This window comes from Stenotrophomonas sp. GD03930, from assembly GCF_029839665.1.
In the GTDB taxonomy this organism is placed as follows: Bacteria; Pseudomonadota; Gammaproteobacteria; order Xanthomonadales; family Xanthomonadaceae; genus Stenotrophomonas; species Stenotrophomonas forensis.
Genome location: NZ_JAOCAV010000002.1, coordinates 1,057,360 through 1,074,606, shown reverse-complemented (window position 1 = coordinate 1,074,606; position 17,247 = coordinate 1,057,360). Strand labels below are relative to the sequence as shown.

Sequence of the window (17,247 nt, the reverse complement as noted above, 5' to 3'; positions counted from 1 at the left end):
CGATGCGCCTGTGCAAACCTCTCCATCTCATGCTGCCGCTGCTGCTGGTGGTCGCGCCGCTGGCCGCGCAGAACGCGCCGGCAGTGGCCGCCGGCGAGCGTCCGGTGGTCATCGAAGGCGTGGTGCCTGACCAGGCGACCAAGGCCAAGCTGCTCAACAACCTGCGCGCGGTCTATGGCGCCGAGCGGGTGGTCGACCGCATCCAGGTGGAAACCATCGCCACGCCGCCGAACTGGGGCGACTATGTTTCCGGCATGATCAATCCGGGCCTGAAGCGGGTGTCGCCCGGAAAGCTGGAGGTCAATGGCCAGGCGGTGCGCATTACGGGTGAAGTCGGCAATGAAGCCCTGCGCCAGCAGGTCGCCAGTGACCTGAGCCTGGCCAGCAACACCAGTTACACGGTGACCAACGCGCTGAAAGTGGGCTCGCAGCAGAACGTGCTGGACCAGACTCTGGCCAACCGCATCATTGAATTCCAGAGCGGCAGCGCGCGCCTTACGCCGTTCGGCATGAGCATCCTCGACGAGATGGTGGCGAAGATGGCGCAGATGCCGGACAGCCGGTTCCTCATCATCGGCCACACCGACAATGTCGGCCAGCGTGAGTCCAATCTCACGCTCAGCCATGCACGTGCGCTGGCGGTGAAGAACTACATGATGTCCAAGGGCATCCCCGGCAGTCACATGGACGTGCTGGGCAAGGGGCCGGATGAGCCGGTGGCGGACAACACCAGCAACGACGGCCGTGCGCGCAACCGCCGGATCGAGTTCAAGATCCAGTAACTGCGCCCGGGGAGCCGGTCAGGCTCCCCGGCCCTGGCGCGCAGCTCAGTCTTCTGGATTGACGTCCAGCATTTCTTCCATCTGTTCCAGCGTGCCGTGGTCCTTGATGACCCGCTTGAGCCAGACGTGCAGCGGCATCTCGCCCCAGCGCGCTGCCTTTTCCGCCAGATAGGCAACCGGACTGTGCGGCTCGGTGCGGCGGAAGAACTCGGCGACCTGGCGAAGCTGCTGCAAGGCTTCCTTGCGCGAACCCGGCGCACCGGCGGGGCCGCGCGAGGGCGCAGCCGGCGTCGTCTCGAACGTGGGTGCGTCTTCGGCGAAATGGCTGTCACTGAACGGGTCTTCCACCGCCCCGGTCTCGCCATCAAGCAACACTCCGGCCTCGCGGGCAAAGCGCAGCACGGTGCGCTGCAGATGCTCCAGCTGTTCGCGTACGGCACTGAAGCTGGGGCCGTCCAGCCCCAGCCGGTTGTCTACCGCCGCCTGTAGTTCGGCCAGGGCCTGGCTGCAGTCGGGCAGGTCATCCGCCAGCTGGCGGTAGAACCCGTGCTGGGTGTCGCGGCGGGCGGCAGTGAGGATGTCCAGGCCGGGCCGGCCGTCATCGTCCTCGCCACTGTTGGCGCGGGCGTGGGCATGCTCGAAATCGGTCAGGCTGAAGCGCCCCTGCGGGGCGACGATGATCGGCACCGCCCGCAGCCACTGCAGCGAATTGGTCAGCAGCCAGCTGAGGTTGCCGATGCGTTCTTCGAAGTCGCCGTCCGGAGCCTGAGGATGGACCTCATCCCAGAAGCGATCGCACAGCCCGGCGGTGACCCGGTAGCCAGCAGCCAGGCCCTGGAAGCCTTCCAGCTGGGTGGCCGCCTCGCTGAGCCAGCCGGCCAGTCGCAGGTCCTTGGTGCGGGTCTGCAGCAGGCTGTCGGCCTCGCGCAGCACGCTGCTCCAGTCGGCGTACTTGATGTCGGTCTGCCACGCACCCTGGTCCAGGGTCGGGTCGTCGGCACGACGGTTTTCGATGATCCGATCGAATTCCGCCGAGAACGACAGGTCTTCACCGGTCGGGGCGTTTTCCGAAATCGGGGCCAGCAGGGCTTCCTGATCCAGCATGGCAGGTCTCGTTGGGGACTGCGGACGATTCTAGCCGTTGAATGTGAACGCGATTACGGGATCCGGGCAAGTGCCTGTAGCTGAATACGTTATTCCGTCGGTTATGTGACGCAAAGCGCAGTTCGTTGCGCAATAACGCGCCGTGATTTTGACGAACACGCTGTTCTGGTAGATTCGGGAACTGGAAACCGACGCCATTCCGCATGGATCTGGCGTCTTCACTCTGGAAATGGCATGGATCAGCTGAATTACCTGATGACGCAGGTTGCAGGTCTTGGCGATGCGCAGCGCCTGTATCGTCTGCAGTCGGAAGCATTCACGGGATGCACCGTGGAGCGCTGGCGTGGACGTGACGCGCTGGGCGAGCACGCATGGACCGAGGTCGAGGTGCTCTGCACTGATGCTGGCCTCGAACTGGGGGCATTGCCTGCCACGCGCGCAACGTTGATCACGCAGCGCGCCGACGGCGGGCAGTGGCAGCGCAGCGGGCTGGTGGCCGACGCCGCGCGGGTCGGGGGCGACGGTGGGCTGGTGCGTTACCGGTTGCACCTGGTGTCGTGGACCTGGTGGTTGCAGCATGCGCGCCACAGCCGCGTGTTCCAGGAACAAGGCATCCGCGCCATTGTCGATGCGGTGCTTTCCGCACACGCCGACATCGCACGCTGGCGCTGGGCCGAAGGCGTCGACGCCTTCCTGGATGAGCGTGTGCGCAGCTACTGCGTGCAGTACCGTGAGAGCGATCTGGACTTCCTGCAGCGCTTGCTGGCCGAGGAAGGACTGGGCTGGCGCTTGTATCCGGACGAGGAAGCGCCTTGCGGCAATGGCCTGGAGATCTTTGCCGACAGCGTTGCACTGCCCGAGGATGCCACCAGCGCCGGGGCCGGCGTGCGCTTCCACCGCAGCGATGCCACTGAAACCAGCGACAGCGTGCAGGCCATCGGCCTGCACCGCAGCCTGGCCAGCACGACGGTCAGCCTGCAGAGCGATGATTATCGCCAGGTGCGTGCACTGTCGGGCCAGTCGCCGATGGAGGGCGGCGGCAACGGCTCCACCCGCGAGGATTTCGATGCGGTGGGCGCCTATGCCTTCAGCGATGGCGCGGCCGCATCGCGCCAGGCCCGCCTGCAGGCGCAGGCGCGCGAAGCACACAGTCGACGCTGGCAAGGGCACGGTACCGTGCGCGGCCTGCAGTCGGGAAGCTGGCTGCGGTTGCAGCAGGCCCCGGGCGGTACACCGCCGGAGCTGCTGCTGGTCGCGGTCGACCATGCCGGCATCAACAACCTGCCCACCGACCTGCGTCGCAGCCTTGACGACGCACTCGGCGTCGCCCCCGGCGACAGCGCAGACGCCGCACTGTGGCAGCAGGCTGAGGCGATTGGCTACGGCAATCGATTTGAGGCGGTGCCGCGCGCCACCCCGTGGCGACCGCTGCTGCTGGATGGCACCGGAGCCCGCCTGAATCCTCGCCCGACGGTGCCCGGGTACCAGACGGCAGTCGTGGTGGCCGGCCAGGGAAGTGACAGCAAGGACCTGCATGCCGACAGCCACGGCCGCGTGCGCGTGCGCTTCCATTTCCAGCAGGCGCAGGGCGAGGGTGCCCATGACAGTGCCTGGTTGCGCGTGGCGCAGCGCTACGCTGGACCGGGCGTCGGCAGCCAGTTCCTGCCGCGGATCGGCCAGGAAGTGCTGGTCGGCTTCCTGGACGGTGACATCGACCGGCCGCTGGTGCTGGGGGCGCTGTACAACGGGCGCGGCGAGGCCGGCGTGACGCCGACGCCCGCTGGTGCCAGCAGCGAGGGCGATGTCTCTGCCTACGGCCAGGCCGGTGATGCGCGCCACAGCGCACAGGCCAACCTCAGTGGCGGCCAGGCGCCGGCATGGCACGCAGCAGGCGCGGGCGACCAGGCGCATCGGCAGGGCGGAGCACTCTGGGGTATCCGCTCGCGTGAATGGGACGGCGGTGAAGGCAGCAACCACCTGTTGTTCGACGACTCGAACCAGCAGCTGCGTGCACAGCTGGCCAGCAGCCAGCAGGCGTCGCAGCTGTCGCTGGGTCACCTCCGGCACCAGGCTGACAACTATGTAGGCAGCGTGCGCGGCACCGGCTTCGAGCTGCGCAGCGATGCCTGGGGGGCGGTACGGGCGACGGCGGGCGTGTGGTTCACCGCCTATGGTCATCGATCGACTGCACCTGCAGGCGAGGCGGTGCAGCCCGCCGCGCTGCTGACCCAGCTGCAGGCCCTGGGCGAGCGCTTCACCCAAGCCGCGCGCACGCATGTAACCAGTCCGTTGGCGATGCAGGAGGGTGCCAAGGCTGCGGCGCGCTCCAGGATGGTGGCCGACAAGTCACCGGTCCCCGGCTTGCTGGCGAGCGTGCGTACCACCACCGGTGGCGACGATTTCGGCGCAGGAAAGGGCAGTGCGGCCGAGCGCGCGTCCGAGGCGGGCCAGGGCAGGGTGCCGCATTCGGGCGACCCGCTCCTGGGGATGGCTGCTCCGCAGGGCGTTGTGCAGGTGGCGGGCCAAGCCATGCACTGGAGCAGCGGCGAAGGCCTGCTGCTGGCCAGTGGCAGTCACAGTGAGGCGATCACGATGGGGCAGGCGCGGCTTCATGCCGGGCAAGCGATCGGAGTGCTGGCATCCGTCGTTGAAGGGGCCGCCGCCGCTCCGACGGCACTTGACGTGGTGGCCGGCAGCGAAACGCTGGACATCCAGGCGCATGCAGACCTGGTCCGCATCCAGTCGCGTGGTGCGCTGCGTGGCGCCAGCGCGCAGGCACCGGTGGAGCTCGCCGCGGCCAACACGATCCACGTCGCGACGTCCGGAGGGGCCAGCCTGACCATTGCCGGCGGCAGCATTACCATTGCTTGCCCCGGCACGATCACCGTGCATGCCGGCAGCAAGTCATTTGTTGGGCCGGCCCAACAGGGCTATCCGCTTCCCCAGTTCCCGCGCAGCAGCTGCAAGAGCTGCATTCTCGACGCGATGCGCCAGGGCACGCCGGGAGTGCTGGTGTGATGAATCGTTATGCGGTGATCGACAGCGCGCAGCGGCCGCATTTCCATGAGCGGCTGGAGCGCCTGGGCGCGCACTATCGCTCGCTGTTCGAGGGCACGGCCGAGGCGAGCCTGCTGGATATCGCTCCCTTGCTGGTGGCTTGGCCGGACACGGCCGTGCACGCCAGGCTGGATGCGGAGATCCGGCAGATGGGCACGCAGCGGCCGGGCGTGACCCTGCTGTGGAGTGCGCTGGAACTGGACGAGCTCGCCAAGCGGCTGCGGACCTTCCATCTGGTCAAGGTGCCCGAGAAGGGCGGTCGCGAAATGCTGTTGCGCTGGTACGACACGCGCATCCTGCCTGCGCTGCTGGAGCTGCTGTTGCCCGCGCAGCGTGCCGCGTTGCTGGAGGGCGTGCAGCGCCTGCAGTACTTCGATCGCTATGGCGATCTGCAGGAATGGCCGCTGGCCGAGGTGGACGATGCCGGCCTGCCTGCACTTCCGCCATTGCGCCTGGACCAGCAGCAGTACACGTGCCTGCTGGATGCGTGCGAACCGGATGTGGCCATCGCCCAGCTCCGCCGGGTCATTCCCGATGAGATGAAGCGGGTGCCTTATCGCGCGCTGTACCCGTTCGTCGTCAAGCATATGCAGGACACGATCGCGCACGGCGTGGACCAGGTGGACGATCACGTGCAGTACCTGTTGCTGGCGCTGTACACCTCAGGCGCCTGCCGGGATCATTCCGCCGTGCGGGCCCGGTTTTCGCAGGAGGCCAGTGCCTTTGAGGCTCCGTTCCCGGATTGGGCGTCGGCCTTGCCTGACGACATCTGGTTGATGGGCGTTCCATTATGGGAAGCCCCCACGGCCTTGCCGGCCGAAGCGGCAACACCATTGAACTAGAGGAACAACCATGCGTTTGATGCGCACTCAATTGCTGGCGGCCTTGGTACTGCTGCTCCTGGTGCCAGCCCTGGCCGCGTGCAAGGGGCGGACAGCCTCCACACCGGTGGCTGTGCTGGGCTACAACCACACCGATGCCTACATCGCGCAGTTCCTTGTGAACGGCGGCAGTGGCGGGTCGGCCGATTCCCACTCGGAAGGCGGAACGGTGTGCTGCGCGATGCTGCCTGATCGATGGACACCGGATATGAAGGTGGAGATCGAATGGACGACGGATCTCGAAACGTTCCAGAAGGCGACTGTTGCAGTTCCAAAGTACGACCAGCTCGGAAACCTGGCGGTCCATTTCCTGCGCAACGGACAGGTCAAGGTCTTTGTTACCGGTCTGGCGCTGGGTCATCCCGATTATCCGTTGACCGGCCCTGAAGCGCCCTTGCGCGAAGGCGAGAATCCGGTGTGGGAGCACCTTCGGCGCCCCCTCGAAAGCTGATCAGAGGGCCAGGCGCGAATGATGACGTCAGCAACTACATCAGGAATGAAGATGCTGGAAACCAGAAGGCAACAGCCATGACGCGCTGCTCGGGTCGCTGCTGCACCCTCAAGGACAAGAAGAAATGATCCCACGATTCGTGCGTACACATCACATTATGCGTGTTCCGCTGCTGTCCGCCTTGGTTGTGCTGCTTCTGCTGCCGGTACTGGCCGCCTGCAAGGGCCAGCCCGCCTCTACACCTGTGGGAGTGCGGGGCTACAACCATACCGACCAGTCCATTGCGCAGTTCCAGGTGAATGGTGGAAGCGGAGGATCGGCTCGACGTCACTCGGCAAGCGGCACGGTCTGCTGCGCTGTTGTTCCTGACCGATGGACTCCGGATCTGAACGTGGAGATCGAGTGGACAACTGATCTGGAAACCTACCAGAAGGCGACGGTATCAATCCCCAGGTACGACGAGGTTGGCAGTCTCGCTGTTCACTTCCTGCGCAATGGCCAGGTCAAGGTGTTCGTGACCAATCTGATACTGGGGCACCCGGACTATCCGTTGACGGGACCCGAGGCGCCGTTGCGTGAGGGGGAAAATCCCGTGTGGGAGCACCTCCGGCGCCCGCCCGCTGGCTGATGGTAAGCGGGGTGGGATCAACAGGGACAAGCAATCCGGCAGGGACGGACATCGGAACAAGGAGGCAAGGACATGAATGAACGCACGGCGACTGGCGCGCAGCCCATGCCCGCCAACGGACAGCGGGCCCTGAGCGGCGCTGAGGCACAGCGGCGGGCGAAGGCGATGGCGTGCCTGCGCGAGAAGGGTTCGCAATGCCAGGGCCAGGTTCATGTGAGCATCTACTTCGATGGCACCGGCAACAACCGTGAGTGGGAAGGGACCTTCGTCACCGGCAAGACACGCGCCACCCGCACCCAGCTTGCACGCAACGGCCACAGCAACGTGGCACGCTTGTACGACGCCAACCTGGCCGAGCCGGAGAACGGCTTCTTCAGCGTCTATGTTCCCGGCGTGGGGACGCCATTTTCCGAGGTCGGCGATACCAACCAGGATGGCGACACGCTGGGAGGAGGGGCTGCACGATACGGTGCCGATCGCATCCATTGGGCGATCCTGCAAGTCATCAACTCGGTGCATCAGTACCTCAAATCCAATGATCTGATCACGCCGGCTGAAGCCAAGATCCTGGTCGGTTCGATGAGCGAGACGCGCCTGCTGGAAGGTATGACGCGCCGCGCCATGCTGACCGGAATCGCGCAACGCCTCGAGCGCGTGGTGAAAAGCCACCAGCGTCGCGTCACCTCTGTGCACGTGTCCGTTTTCGGTTTCTCGCGCGGTGCCGCACAGGCGCGGGCGTTCGTGCATCGGCTGTATGAAACCGCCGAGGCCTGGGGCAGCGGCTGTGGCTACAACATCGCCGGTGTTCCGCTCTACCTAAATTTCATGGGTATCTTCGACACCGTAGCATCGGTGGGCGTTGCTGCCATGAGCCGGGTATCCAAGGGCAAATGGGACTGGGCCGCCGGTGACATGATGAGCATTCACCCCGAAGCCCGGCAATGCGTGCATTTCGCTGCCCTGCATGAGCAGCGCATCAACTTCCCGCTGGATCTGGCGACCAGCGGGAAGGAAGTGCTTTATCCCGGCATGCATTCCGATGTCGGCGGTGGCTACTCGCCCGGCGGCCAGGGCAAGGATTTCGTGTCGGGCGCAGCGAACGGCAAGGCCAAGCTGTCACAGATTCCGTTGATCGACATGCATCACGAAGCCATCAAGGCGGGTGTCATGATGGAGACGATCACCGAACTCAACGAGGACCCGGCCTATGCCACGCATTTCGGCTGCCACCCACAGCTGATCCGCGATTACAACGCCTGGCTGACCGGCCATGGGGTACCTGCAGGCGCACACACACAGCAGATCACCGGTCATTGTCGGCAGTACGTGGCCTGGAAGGGCAAGCGCCTGCCCAACGGCCCGCAGAGCTTGCTACAGCAGCCGTTCTTCAAGCAGTCCGATGCAGAGGATCAGGTGGATCTGGCCAACGCGCAGCGCGACTTTGCCAATCTGGTCACCGAGCTGGCCCAAGGCAAGAGCGACATGGCGGCTTACCGCCGCCAGCTGGATGAAAGCCAGAAACGCATGGACGCCGGACGCAAGGCCGGACGTCCGGTGTTCGAGCCAACCCCACGAGCGTCCGCTGCGGCCTACACCTACGCAGGCATTCCCGCCGAAACCAGCACCCTGCTGGACCTGGTGCTCAACGCTACGCCGGTGCCTGATGTCAGCACCAACCTGTTCGACAATTACATGCACGATTCGCTGGCTGGCTTCTACATGATGAAGTGGACGGAGCTGAACATTCCGCGCCTCAATACCTACGGCTACCTGCGCTATCGCGAGGTCTTCAGCGTCGCCGGCAGGAGGGCACAGGAGTGCCGCGATCCCGCCACGCTGCCGCCCGCGAATATCCCCTCCATCGGCGGCGCGTTCCAGCAGCTGGGAACAGCCATGGGCGGCTGACCGGTGAAGATGGCCGGGTTCGTGAATCGAGCGGCGCTCGCGGCAGCAGGCGTACTGCTTGCAGCGAGTTGCCATGCGCAGCCGCCCGACGTGGGCGGGTGGCGCCGGGTCTCCGACAGTGATTACGCGCGGCACTTCCATTTCTCCATGCTTCCCCATGCTGCACCGGTGGGAAGTCGCTGGGCGATCTACGACGCCAGGGCAGGCAAGGTGGTGTGTTGCCTGTCGGTGCAAGGCGCCGAGGTGAGTGAAAGCGAGCTCCAGGACCGCTTGCACATTCCGGGGCCGTGGGTGACCGATCTGACCAATGGCTGGAATCTGGATGCCGCACCCTATCGTCCGCATGTCCAGCTGCTGAAGGTGCAGGATGCGATGGGCAGCCATACCTTCAGGGAAGAGGGCGACGCAGCGGGTGGCCTGTTGCTGCCGCCAGATGCGCGGGTGGCGGGGCCAGATGCGCTGGAGATTGCCGGGGAGCGCTATACGGTGCAGCGGGATGAAACCTCGCTGGCCGATGGCGATGGTGGCGTACACACCTACACCTTGAAACCGGCCAGGGGCGGTGCAGCCCTGAGGGTCGAGGTGCCTTTCGGAACCTATTAGCGGGCAGGCCTGCTTCGTCGCCGGGCTGGAACCGGCGCCGCCGCGCCTTTGCCCGTCCCCACATGGCAGCCGCTGCATCTTCATGGCATCCTCACGAAACTGATTGGCCTGGTGCCATTGACGGATGAACAACATGCACAACTGGATCGCACCCGCGGCCGGCGCGCTGATGGTGGCGCTTTGCCTGGCCGCCCCCGCGGCACAGGCGGCCGAGCCGACCTTCGGTGGCTGGCGCAACCTGGGCTCGCGCGATGGCGCCGAGCCGGCGTTGCGGGATGTGCCGTTCGCGCTGCTGCCGGTGCCGGCGAGCCGTGACGCCCGTTTCGCGATCTACGACCGCGAAAGCAAGCGGCTGGTGTGTTGCCTGCAGGTGGCCAGCGCCGAACTGGACGATACGGCGTTGCGCAAGGTCTACCAGCTGCCCGAACAGTGGGTGACCGATCTGCGCAACGGCCGCAGTACGGCGCGGCCGTGGCCGACCCGGGTCTACGAGATGCGGCGTACCGATGAACTGGTCGACTACGGCTTCAGTGATGCGCCCGAAGCCTACAGCGATCTGGGTGGGTTGCTGGTTCCGGCCAACGCACGGCTGCTGCCCGATGGCAGCGTGCAGGCCGGGTCGACCTACCGCCTGCAGTTCCGCAGCACGCCGCTGGGCGACGACAGCAGCGCGCTGGACCGCTTCACCCTGCAGCCGGCCCAGGACGCGGGCAAGCCGGTGGTGGTGGAAGTGTCGTACGGCACCTACTGACCCAGGACAGTGATCCGGCGGAACGCCGGGATCGCCATGCAAGCGATTCGGCGCGACCCCGCATATCCCGGGCAGGGCAAAGGAAAGCCTCCATGCCGCCGGCGCGGTGCGTGGCTGGGAGGGCGGCTACACTACGGGCCGCGGCCGTTGGCCGAGCCATTGACGTGAGTGCCGTGCCCCGCCTGTTGCTGCTGTTGTCCCTGTCCGCGCTGGCTGGTTGTGCCAGTGCTCCGCCACCGCCGGCCCACTCCGATGCGTTGTGGCGGTTGATCGAGCGTGACTGCCGCGGGGCCGAAGGCCCGCGTGGTGACTGCCTGCAGGTGGAGGCGGCGGTGGATCGGCGCGATGTGCTGGTCAAGGACGCGCACGGCGACTACCAGTTCCTGCTGATGCCGCTGGACAAGCTGAGTGGCATCGAGAACCGCAGCCTGTACCGGCGCGGCGCACCGAACTACTTCGCCGCCGCCTGGCAGGCCCGCGGCCATACCGAGCGGGCCCTGGGCCAACCGCTGCCGCGCAGCGTGGCCAGCCTGGCGCTGAATTCACCGCATGGGCGCTCGCAGCACCAGCTGCATATCCATGTCGACTGCCTGCGTGCAGACGTACTGCAGGCCCTCGATGCACACGCTGCTGCGGTGGGCACCGAGTGGGCGCCACTGCCGGTGCTGCTGCGTGGCCATCGCTACCAGGCACGCCTGCTGCCGGGCGCGGAGCTGACCGCCAATCCACTCAACCTGCTGGCCTATGGCCTGGCAGGCGTGGACGACGTGGGCCAGTGGAGTCTGGTGGTGGCGGGGCGTGACCGGGTGCAGGGTGGCCCGGGCTTCATCCTGCTGGCCACCCGTGTGGACGCGGAAACCGGCAACGAGGCCAGCGGAGAAGAGTTGCAGGACCACGCCTGCTCGGTGCTGACCGGTGCCGGCGATGTGCTGGAACGGGTGCGCTAGTCCGCCACCTGCAGGCCGCTGCGCCACATCGGCGCGGTCAGTGCCCACAGCTGGCGATCCTGCCAGCCGTCCATGTCCAGGTGATGGTCGCGCAGCAGGCCTTCCAGGTTGAAACCGAAGGCGTGCAGCGCATTGGCGAACGGCGTGTTGCCGTCCGGGGGCAGCATCACGAACACGCGATGCAGGCCGACGCCGTCGAACAGGAACGGGCACAGTGCCTGCAGCATGGCGTCGACATGCGGATGCCCGTGCTGCAGCGACAGCAGCTCGACGCAGCGCGCCTCCTGCGATTGCAGGCGGATGTGCAGCTGGTCCAGCACCGTGCCGTGTTCGTCATCGAAGACGCCCAGCATCAGCTGGTCGTTGTCCTGCTCCAGGCGTGAGCGATGCATATGGGCGAGGAAGCGTGCTTCCTCGTCGATGCCGGACGGGGGGTGGCGGCCGCGCTGCCGACGGTCGTCGAACAGGCGCCAGCGCGGCAGATCGGTGCGCTGGAACGGGCGCAGGGTGATCGGCGCCACCTGCAGCTGCAGCAGATGGCGGCGCAGCACCGGGCGTAGCGGGGGGAGGGCGGGGGTCGGATATGGGCTGATCATCCCCGCAACGATGGCGAGGCCCGCAGCGGCAGACCATTCAAATCGTTGCAAAAGCGTGATCGCTGCCGCGGCAGGTCTGATTCGGTTCAGGCATAAGTCCATCAGGGCTGGTCATTTCCGTTGAAACTGCCCATTCAGGACACTTTCGTTACGGGAACGTTATGTGCCGATGGCCGCCGCCCGTGCCACCACCCACTCCTCCAGGAAGCCCATGTCCGCCTCTCACAAGGCGCTGCGCCCGCGTCCGCTGGTGCTTGCGCTGTCGTCCCTGATGCTGGTCTCGTCGCCGGCCTTCGCGCAGGAAAGCGCACCCACCCAGCTACAGGAAGTGAAGGTCACCGGCTCGCGCATTCCCCGCGCCAGCGTCGAGGGGCCGTCGCCGGTGACGGTGATCAGCCGTGAGCAGATCGATGCACAGGGCTACCGCAATGCCTTCGATGCATTGAGTGCCCTGACCGAGAACACCGGCAACGTGCAGGGCGAGGACTTCGGCAATACGTTCACCCCGGCCGCCAACACCATCAATCTGCGGGGGCTGGGCCCAAACCGCACGCTGGTACTGGTCAACGGCCGACGCCAGTCCGACTACCCACTGGCCTACGAAGGTTCGGTGAACGTGGTCAACCTGGCCAACATTCCGAGCGCGCTGATCGAGCGCATCGAGGTGCTGGCTGCCGGTGCATCGGCGGTGTACGGCTCCGATGCCATCGCCGGCGTGGTCAACATCATCCTCAAGGACCACTTCGAGGGCGTGGACGTCAACGTGCGCGCTGGCGGTACCCAGCAGGGCGGTGGCGACAACCAGCGCGTGCAGGTGGTCGGCGGCGGTTCCGGTGAGCGCTGGGACGGCCTGTTCGGCTTCGAGTTCGATGTGCGCAAGGCGATCCACGCGCGCCAGCGCGACTTCATGGATTCGCTGGACGATGACCCGACCGGCAAGGCGCCGCAGGCCACCGCCATCGCCTACCGGCGCAACGCCGCCACCGGCCGCAACATCGACCCGGGTACGAACGGCTGCGACCCGGCGTCGGGCATCTACGGCGGCAGTGTGTTCCGTGCCTTCAACCCGCGCCAGGGCTGGTACTGCGGCAGCAACGAGGCTGCTGCCAGTTACTGGACCGTGCAGACCGAGAAGCGCAACCTCAATGGGTATGGCCTGTTGACCTTCCACGTCAACGAGACCACCGACCTGTTCGCCGATCTGGCCTTGGGCAGCGCACGCATCACCAACAACACCCGCGCGCCCACCTGGACGTCGGCCCGCAACTATTTCTACAACCAGACCACCGGCAACCTGGAGAGCTGGTACCGTCGCTTCGCACCGGAAGAGATTGGTGGCCTGCCGCGCAACGCCAACCGCTTCCTGGAAAACTCGTGGTCGTTCAACGTCGGCGCGCGAGGCCGGATCGGCGACAGCGACTGGGACTATGAAGCGGTCTACAGCCGTTCCCGCTACGAGAACCGTACCCGTCGCCCGGTACTGCTGGCCGGCATCAACGAATACCTGCTCGGCCCGAAGCTGGGCGTGCGCGATGGCGTGGAGGTCTATGCGCCGGACCCGGCACGCCTGTTCAAGCCGCTGACGCCGAACGAGTACGCGGGGCTGTCCGATTACCAGGAAAGCCGCAATGCGGCGTGGCTGCAGACCTTCAGCGCCAGCATCAACGGCCGCCTGTTCGAGCTGCCCGGCGGTGATGCCGCGCTGGCGGCGGTGGTCGAGGCTGGCAGCCAGGGTTACCGCAACCGCCCTGATCCGCGGCTGGGGAGTGGAGAGTTCTGGAATACCAGCGCCGGCATCGGTGCCGGGGGCGAGCGCGACCGCTATGCGGCGGGTGTTGAACTGCAACTGCCGTTGCTGAAGTCGCTGACCACCACCCTGGCCGGTCGCTACGACCAGTACCGTGCCGGCGGCGAGCACCTCGGCAAGGCCACCTGGAGCTTCGGCGTGGAGTTCCGCCCGATCGAGAGCCTGCTGATCCGTGGTACCGCTGCGACCAGCTTCCGCGCGCCGGACATGAACTACGTGTTCGCCACCGAGACCCGTGGCTACAACCCGGGCATGACCGACTACTGGCGTTGCCGCACCGCAGGCCAGTCGTATGACAACTGCGACTACAACGGCCTGTCGATTGACTACAGCAACCGCGCGAATGCGCAGCTGCAGCCGGAAACCGCCAAATCCTATGGCTTCGGCGTGGTCTGGTCGCCGCTGGCCGGGCTGGATTTCAGCGCTGACTACTACGACATCCGCATCGACAACGAGGTGACCAGCCTCGACACCAGCCGCATCCTGCGCGACGAGGCCGATTGCCGCCTGGGCCGCACGCTGGGCGGCGAGGCGCGTGATATCGGCTCACCGTTGTGCCAGGACGCGCTGTCGCGGGTGATCCGCAACCCCTCCAATGCCACCGTGCAACCGGACCAGGTGACCCGCGTGCTGATCAACCCGATCAACGCGGCGTCCGAATCGGTGCGCGGCCTGGACCTGAAGGGCAACTGGCGCTTCGATGCGGGCCGCTATGGCCGCTTCACCACGCGCCTGGCCTACACCGTGGTGCTGGAGCACACATACCGGCAGTTCTCCGACGACCCGGAGCGCGACATCCGCAATTCGCTGGATGACTACCAGTGGCGCAGCAAGGCCAACGGCAGCATCACCTGGAACCAGGGTGACTGGACCACCACGCTGTATGGCAACCGTTTCGGCTCGCTGCCAAAGAGTGATGGCAGTGGCCGCATGGGTCCGTACATGACCTACAACGCCAGCGTGTTCCGCCAGTTTGGTGACAACCTGTCGGTGGGCGTGATCGTCAACAACCTGCGCGACAGCCGCCCGCCGGCAGACAGGAACGGAGGCGGCTGGCCGTTCTATCCGGTCGGCAACTACGACCCGTATGGCCGCCAGTACTGGTTGCAGCTGGACTACCGGTTCCGCTGATCCCGCTGCAAGCGAAAGGCCCGGCATTGCCGGGCCTTCTGCTTTTGGCTCATTGTGCGGTGCCGCTGCGCCCGCCGTCGGTTCAGGGCAGCGCCTGCTGCAGGTACGACTCGATGACATAGCTGAAAGGCTGCTGCTGGCGGTCGCGCAACAGGGCGCGCACTTCCAGGATCACGCCATGATCGCCTTCGCCGCGCGGCGGCCAGAAGGTCTGGTCGGCCAGGGTCTGGCGCTGGAAGCCGAGCGGGCCGACCACGCGCCCGAAGGGCTCGTCGGTGCTGTCCAGCACGTCGTTCATGGCCGGGCTGAGGTGGCCGGGCAGGTACCAGTTGTCGGCCTCGGACAACACGCGGCTGCCACAGACCAGCTGCACGCGGCGGTAGCGCAGGGCGGTACCGGATTGCGCCGCGCCCAGCGCCTGCAACACGTCGGCCGGTGCCGGCTTGTCCTGGCCGCGCACGCGCACCGCACGCACCCGTGCCTGCTCGGCCAGGCCATGCTCGGCGCACCAGTGCTCCAGGGTGGCGGTAGCGCTCTGCCCGGACAGCACGCGCTGGTGCAGCCGTTCGACCAGCGCAGCCGGCGCGATGCGCTGCTGTCCAGGCGGTGCCTGCAGCGGTGCAGTGGCGGCGGCATCAGTGGCGGACAGGCTGGCGATCGGGGCGGCGGCAAGCAGGGACGCGGCCTGCCAGCGGCGGAGACGATCGTGGCGGTCGGACGGGCCCATGCGGCATCACAGCGGAAACAGGTGCCTATGGTACCCGTTCAGGCGTGTGCACGGCGTGGCAGCGGCCGGCCGTCGTTGCGGCATTCATCGTTCTGATGAATGCATGGCATCCAGATATTTCGTTGGCCGATGGGGGTGCCGGGGGCGCAGGATGGCGCCATGACCTGGCTTTGCGGGAGTTTCCGATGACGCTTCAGTTCGTCCATGGCGGCGTGGATCGCGACGGTGCACCGTTGCATTTCCACATCCGCAACGGACGCATCAGCGGCCTGAACGCAGAAGGCACGCCGCGCGAAGGTGCGGAAAGCGTCGATCTGAGCGGCTTTGCCGTCCTGCCAGGCCTGGTGGACGGCCATATCCACCTGGACAAGAGCTTCGTGGGTGATCGCTGGCATCCGCACCAACCGGTGAACAGCCTGCGTGAGCGCCTGGCGGTGGAGAAGGCGGCGGTGGCGGGCGCGGCACCGATGATCGACCGGGCCGAGGCGCTGATCCGCCAGTGCAGCGGCTTCGGCACGGTGGCGATGCGCTGCCACGTCGACATCGATGGCAGTACCGGGCTGCGCCATCTGGACGCGGTGCGCGAGGCGGCGCTGCGCTGTGCCGACATCGTGCGCATCCAGCTGGTGGCGTTCCCGCAGGCCGGGGTGATGTCCTGCCCAGGCACCGCCGCAGTGCTGGAGCAGGCCATTGCCGCGGGCGTGGAGGTACTGGGCGGCATCGACCCGACCACCCTCGACGGCGATGCCGAAGGGCAGCTGGCGCTGTTGTTCGGCCTGGCCGAGCGCTATGGCGTGCGGCTGGACATCCATCTGCACGAACCCGGCGAGACCGGGCTGGCACAGCTGCTGCGCATCGCTGCGCGGACCCGGGCGGCCGGATTGCAGGGCCGGGTGGCGGTCAGCCATGCCTATTCGTTGGGTGAGGTGCCGCTGGCGCGCGCGCTGCAGGTCGGCGAGGCGTTGGCAACGGCCGGCGTAGCGATCATGAGCAATGCACCGGGCGACCATCCGTTCCCGCCACTGCGCCCGCTGCATGATGCCGGGGTGCGCGTGTTCGCCGGCAACGACAACATCCGCGACTGCTGGTGGCCGTACGGCAATGGCGACCTGCTGCAGCGGGCGATGCTGCTGGGCTACCGCTCCGGCTTCTACACGGACGCCGACCTGATGCTGGCGCTGCACATGGTCACCACCCATGCCGCTCAGGTGATCGGGCTGCCGCAGTACGGCCTTGCGGAGGGCTTACCGGCCACCTTTGTCGCGGTGCGTGCCGACCATGGCCCGGCGGCGGTGGCTGCAGTGCCAGTGGAACGCCGCGTGGTGGTGGACGGCCGCTGGCTGTAGGTCCACGCCATGCGTGGGTGATGCGATCGAATCCGGCGCGCGGCTCACACGTAATCGTCGGCGCGGGTCGCGACGAACTCCTCCAGCCACGCCAGCAGGTGGGCAATGTCGATCACCTCGCCCTGTTCGACGCGCTTGAGCAGCAGCGTACTGGCGCCGATCTGCAGGCTGCTGTCGGCATAGCGCAGCACCGCATCGATGCCCCAGGCGTCGGTGACCTGCATCCACACCAGGCCTGGCACGCGCTGGGCCAGGGTGTCGCCGAACGCCACGCCAAGGGCCTCCCAGCCGTCGCCGTCGTCACGGTCGATCAGTTCGGCGTCGACCACACGCTGCAGCGTGCTGGCTGGCAGTGGCCATTGCACCGGCAGGCTGGGGAAACCGGCCGCCACGCGTGCAGCGATCAACGACCGCTGGTGTTGCAGATGGGTCTGCAGGGCAGCGGGCAGGGGATCGAAGCGGGCGGGAATTTCGTCGGACATGGCGAGGCGCCGCGGAGCACGGAAACAGTGGGCACTGTATCTGGCGATG

15 protein-coding genes are annotated in these 17,247 nt (G+C 66.6%); 11 read left to right on the top strand and 4 right to left on the bottom strand.

Annotated features, from left to right (window positions below):
* Window positions 1–2: 2 nt before the first annotated feature.
* Complete coding sequence (locus tag N5C18_RS15495; RefSeq protein ID WP_279945019.1) at window positions 3–782, top strand: OmpA family protein; 780 nt, start codon at window positions 3–5, stop codon at window positions 780–782.
* Between the two features lie 45 nt (window positions 783–827).
* Here N5C18_RS15495 and tssA read toward each other — a convergent pair whose 3' ends face one another.
* Window positions 828–1,886 (bottom strand): type VI secretion system protein TssA, encoded by a 1,059-nt coding sequence (gene tssA, locus N5C18_RS15490; protein WP_008267731.1) that lies wholly within the window; start codon window positions 1,884–1,886, stop codon window positions 828–830.
* A gap of 234 nt (window positions 1,887–2,120) precedes the next feature.
* On the opposite strand from tssA, the gene N5C18_RS15485 reads away from it, so the two are divergent.
* The 8 genes from N5C18_RS15485 (at window position 2,121) to N5C18_RS15450 (ending at window position 11,109) form a co-directional block, all read left to right on the top strand.
* The gene (locus tag N5C18_RS15485) at window positions 2,121–4,904 is read left to right on the top strand and encodes a type VI secretion system Vgr family protein (protein WP_279945018.1); all 2,784 of its coding nucleotides are present in this window, start codon (window positions 2,121–2,123) and stop codon (window positions 4,902–4,904) included.
* Entirely contained in the window at window positions 4,904–5,785 is an 882-nt protein-coding gene (locus N5C18_RS15480) for a DUF4123 domain-containing protein (protein ID WP_279945017.1), read from the top strand. Before N5C18_RS15485 ends, N5C18_RS15480 begins: the two co-directional genes overlap by 1 nt.
* Before the next feature lie 10 nt (window positions 5,786–5,795).
* Complete coding sequence (locus tag N5C18_RS15475; protein ID WP_279945016.1) at window positions 5,796–6,275, top strand: DUF3304 domain-containing protein; 480 nt, start codon at window positions 5,796–5,798, stop codon at window positions 6,273–6,275.
* A 124-nt stretch (window positions 6,276–6,399) separates the two neighbouring features.
* On the top strand, window positions 6,400–6,903 hold the full coding sequence (locus N5C18_RS15470) for a DUF3304 domain-containing protein (protein ID WP_230078896.1): 504 nt from the start codon (window positions 6,400–6,402) through the stop codon (window positions 6,901–6,903).
* 333 nt (window positions 6,904–7,236) lie between these two features.
* A complete protein-coding gene (locus N5C18_RS15465) occupies window positions 7,237–8,808 on the top strand; it encodes a DUF2235 domain-containing protein (RefSeq protein ID WP_337999984.1) in 1,572 nt (523 codons plus the stop codon).
* A 9-nt stretch (window positions 8,809–8,817) separates the two neighbouring features.
* Window positions 8,818–9,411, top strand: a complete 594-nt coding sequence (locus tag N5C18_RS15460) for a hypothetical protein (RefSeq protein WP_279945015.1) — start codon at window positions 8,818–8,820, stop codon at window positions 9,409–9,411.
* 133 nt (window positions 9,412–9,544) lie between these two features.
* On the top strand, window positions 9,545–10,162 hold the full coding sequence (locus N5C18_RS15455) for a decarboxylase (RefSeq protein WP_197564058.1): 618 nt from the start codon (window positions 9,545–9,547) through the stop codon (window positions 10,160–10,162).
* A 173-nt stretch (window positions 10,163–10,335) separates the two neighbouring features.
* Window positions 10,336–11,109, top strand: coding sequence for a CDP-diacylglycerol diphosphatase (locus N5C18_RS15450; RefSeq protein WP_279945060.1), 774 nt, complete (start codon window positions 10,336–10,338; stop codon window positions 11,107–11,109).
* Here the strand turns inward: N5C18_RS15450 and N5C18_RS15445 are convergent.
* Complete coding sequence (locus N5C18_RS15445; RefSeq protein WP_279945014.1) at window positions 11,106–11,705, bottom strand: GNAT family protein; 600 nt, start codon at window positions 11,703–11,705, stop codon at window positions 11,106–11,108. The genes N5C18_RS15450 and N5C18_RS15445 overlap by 4 nt on opposite strands.
* 211 nt (window positions 11,706–11,916) lie before the next feature.
* On the opposite strand from N5C18_RS15445, the gene N5C18_RS15440 reads away from it, so the two are divergent.
* Window positions 11,917–14,643 (top strand): TonB-dependent receptor, encoded by a 2,727-nt coding sequence (locus N5C18_RS15440; protein WP_279945013.1) that lies wholly within the window; start codon window positions 11,917–11,919, stop codon window positions 14,641–14,643.
* 82 nt (window positions 14,644–14,725) lie between these two features.
* Here the strand turns inward: N5C18_RS15440 and N5C18_RS15435 are convergent, their stop codons facing one another.
* A complete protein-coding gene (locus N5C18_RS15435) occupies window positions 14,726–15,370 on the bottom strand; it encodes a hypothetical protein (protein ID WP_164086280.1) in 645 nt (214 codons plus the stop codon).
* A gap of 185 nt (window positions 15,371–15,555) precedes the next feature.
* On the opposite strand from N5C18_RS15435, the gene N5C18_RS15430 reads away from it, so the two are divergent.
* Window positions 15,556–16,716 (top strand): amidohydrolase family protein, encoded by a 1,161-nt coding sequence (locus N5C18_RS15430; RefSeq protein WP_279945012.1) that lies wholly within the window; start codon window positions 15,556–15,558, stop codon window positions 16,714–16,716.
* Window positions 16,717–16,760: 44 nt separating this feature from the next.
* On the opposite strand, the gene N5C18_RS15425 is transcribed toward N5C18_RS15430, so the two are convergent.
* Window positions 16,761–17,198, bottom strand: coding sequence for a DUF3806 domain-containing protein (locus tag N5C18_RS15425; protein ID WP_279945011.1), 438 nt, complete (start codon window positions 17,196–17,198; stop codon window positions 16,761–16,763).
* Window positions 17,199–17,247 lie beyond the last annotated feature (49 nt).

Coding starts and splice junctions, on each gene's coding strand:
- N5C18_RS15495 (WP_279945019.1), top strand. CDS start 3: ATGCGCCTGTGCAAACCTCTCCATCTCATGCTGCCGCTGCTGCTGGTG.
- N5C18_RS15435 (WP_164086280.1), bottom strand. CDS start 15,370: ATGGGCCCGTCCGACCGCCACGATCGTCTCCGCCGCTGGCAGGCCGCG.
- tssA (WP_008267731.1), bottom strand. CDS start 1,886: ATGCTGGATCAGGAAGCCCTGCTGGCCCCGATTTCGGAAAACGCCCCG.
- N5C18_RS15440 (WP_279945013.1), top strand. CDS start 11,917: ATGTCCGCCTCTCACAAGGCGCTGCGCCCGCGTCCGCTGGTGCTTGCG.
- N5C18_RS15445 (WP_279945014.1), bottom strand. CDS start 11,705: ATGATCAGCCCATATCCGACCCCCGCCCTCCCCCCGCTACGCCCGGTG.
- N5C18_RS15480 (WP_279945017.1), top strand. CDS start 4,904: ATGAATCGTTATGCGGTGATCGACAGCGCGCAGCGGCCGCATTTCCAT.
- N5C18_RS15430 (WP_279945012.1), top strand. CDS start 15,556: ATGACGCTTCAGTTCGTCCATGGCGGCGTGGATCGCGACGGTGCACCG.
- N5C18_RS15455 (WP_197564058.1), top strand. CDS start 9,545: ATGCACAACTGGATCGCACCCGCGGCCGGCGCGCTGATGGTGGCGCTT.
- N5C18_RS15460 (WP_279945015.1), top strand. CDS start 8,818: ATGGCCGGGTTCGTGAATCGAGCGGCGCTCGCGGCAGCAGGCGTACTG.
- N5C18_RS15470 (WP_230078896.1), top strand. CDS start 6,400: ATGATCCCACGATTCGTGCGTACACATCACATTATGCGTGTTCCGCTG.
- N5C18_RS15485 (WP_279945018.1), top strand. CDS start 2,121: ATGGATCAGCTGAATTACCTGATGACGCAGGTTGCAGGTCTTGGCGAT.
- N5C18_RS15475 (WP_279945016.1), top strand. CDS start 5,796: ATGCGTTTGATGCGCACTCAATTGCTGGCGGCCTTGGTACTGCTGCTC.
- N5C18_RS15425 (WP_279945011.1), bottom strand. CDS start 17,198: ATGTCCGACGAAATTCCCGCCCGCTTCGATCCCCTGCCCGCTGCCCTG.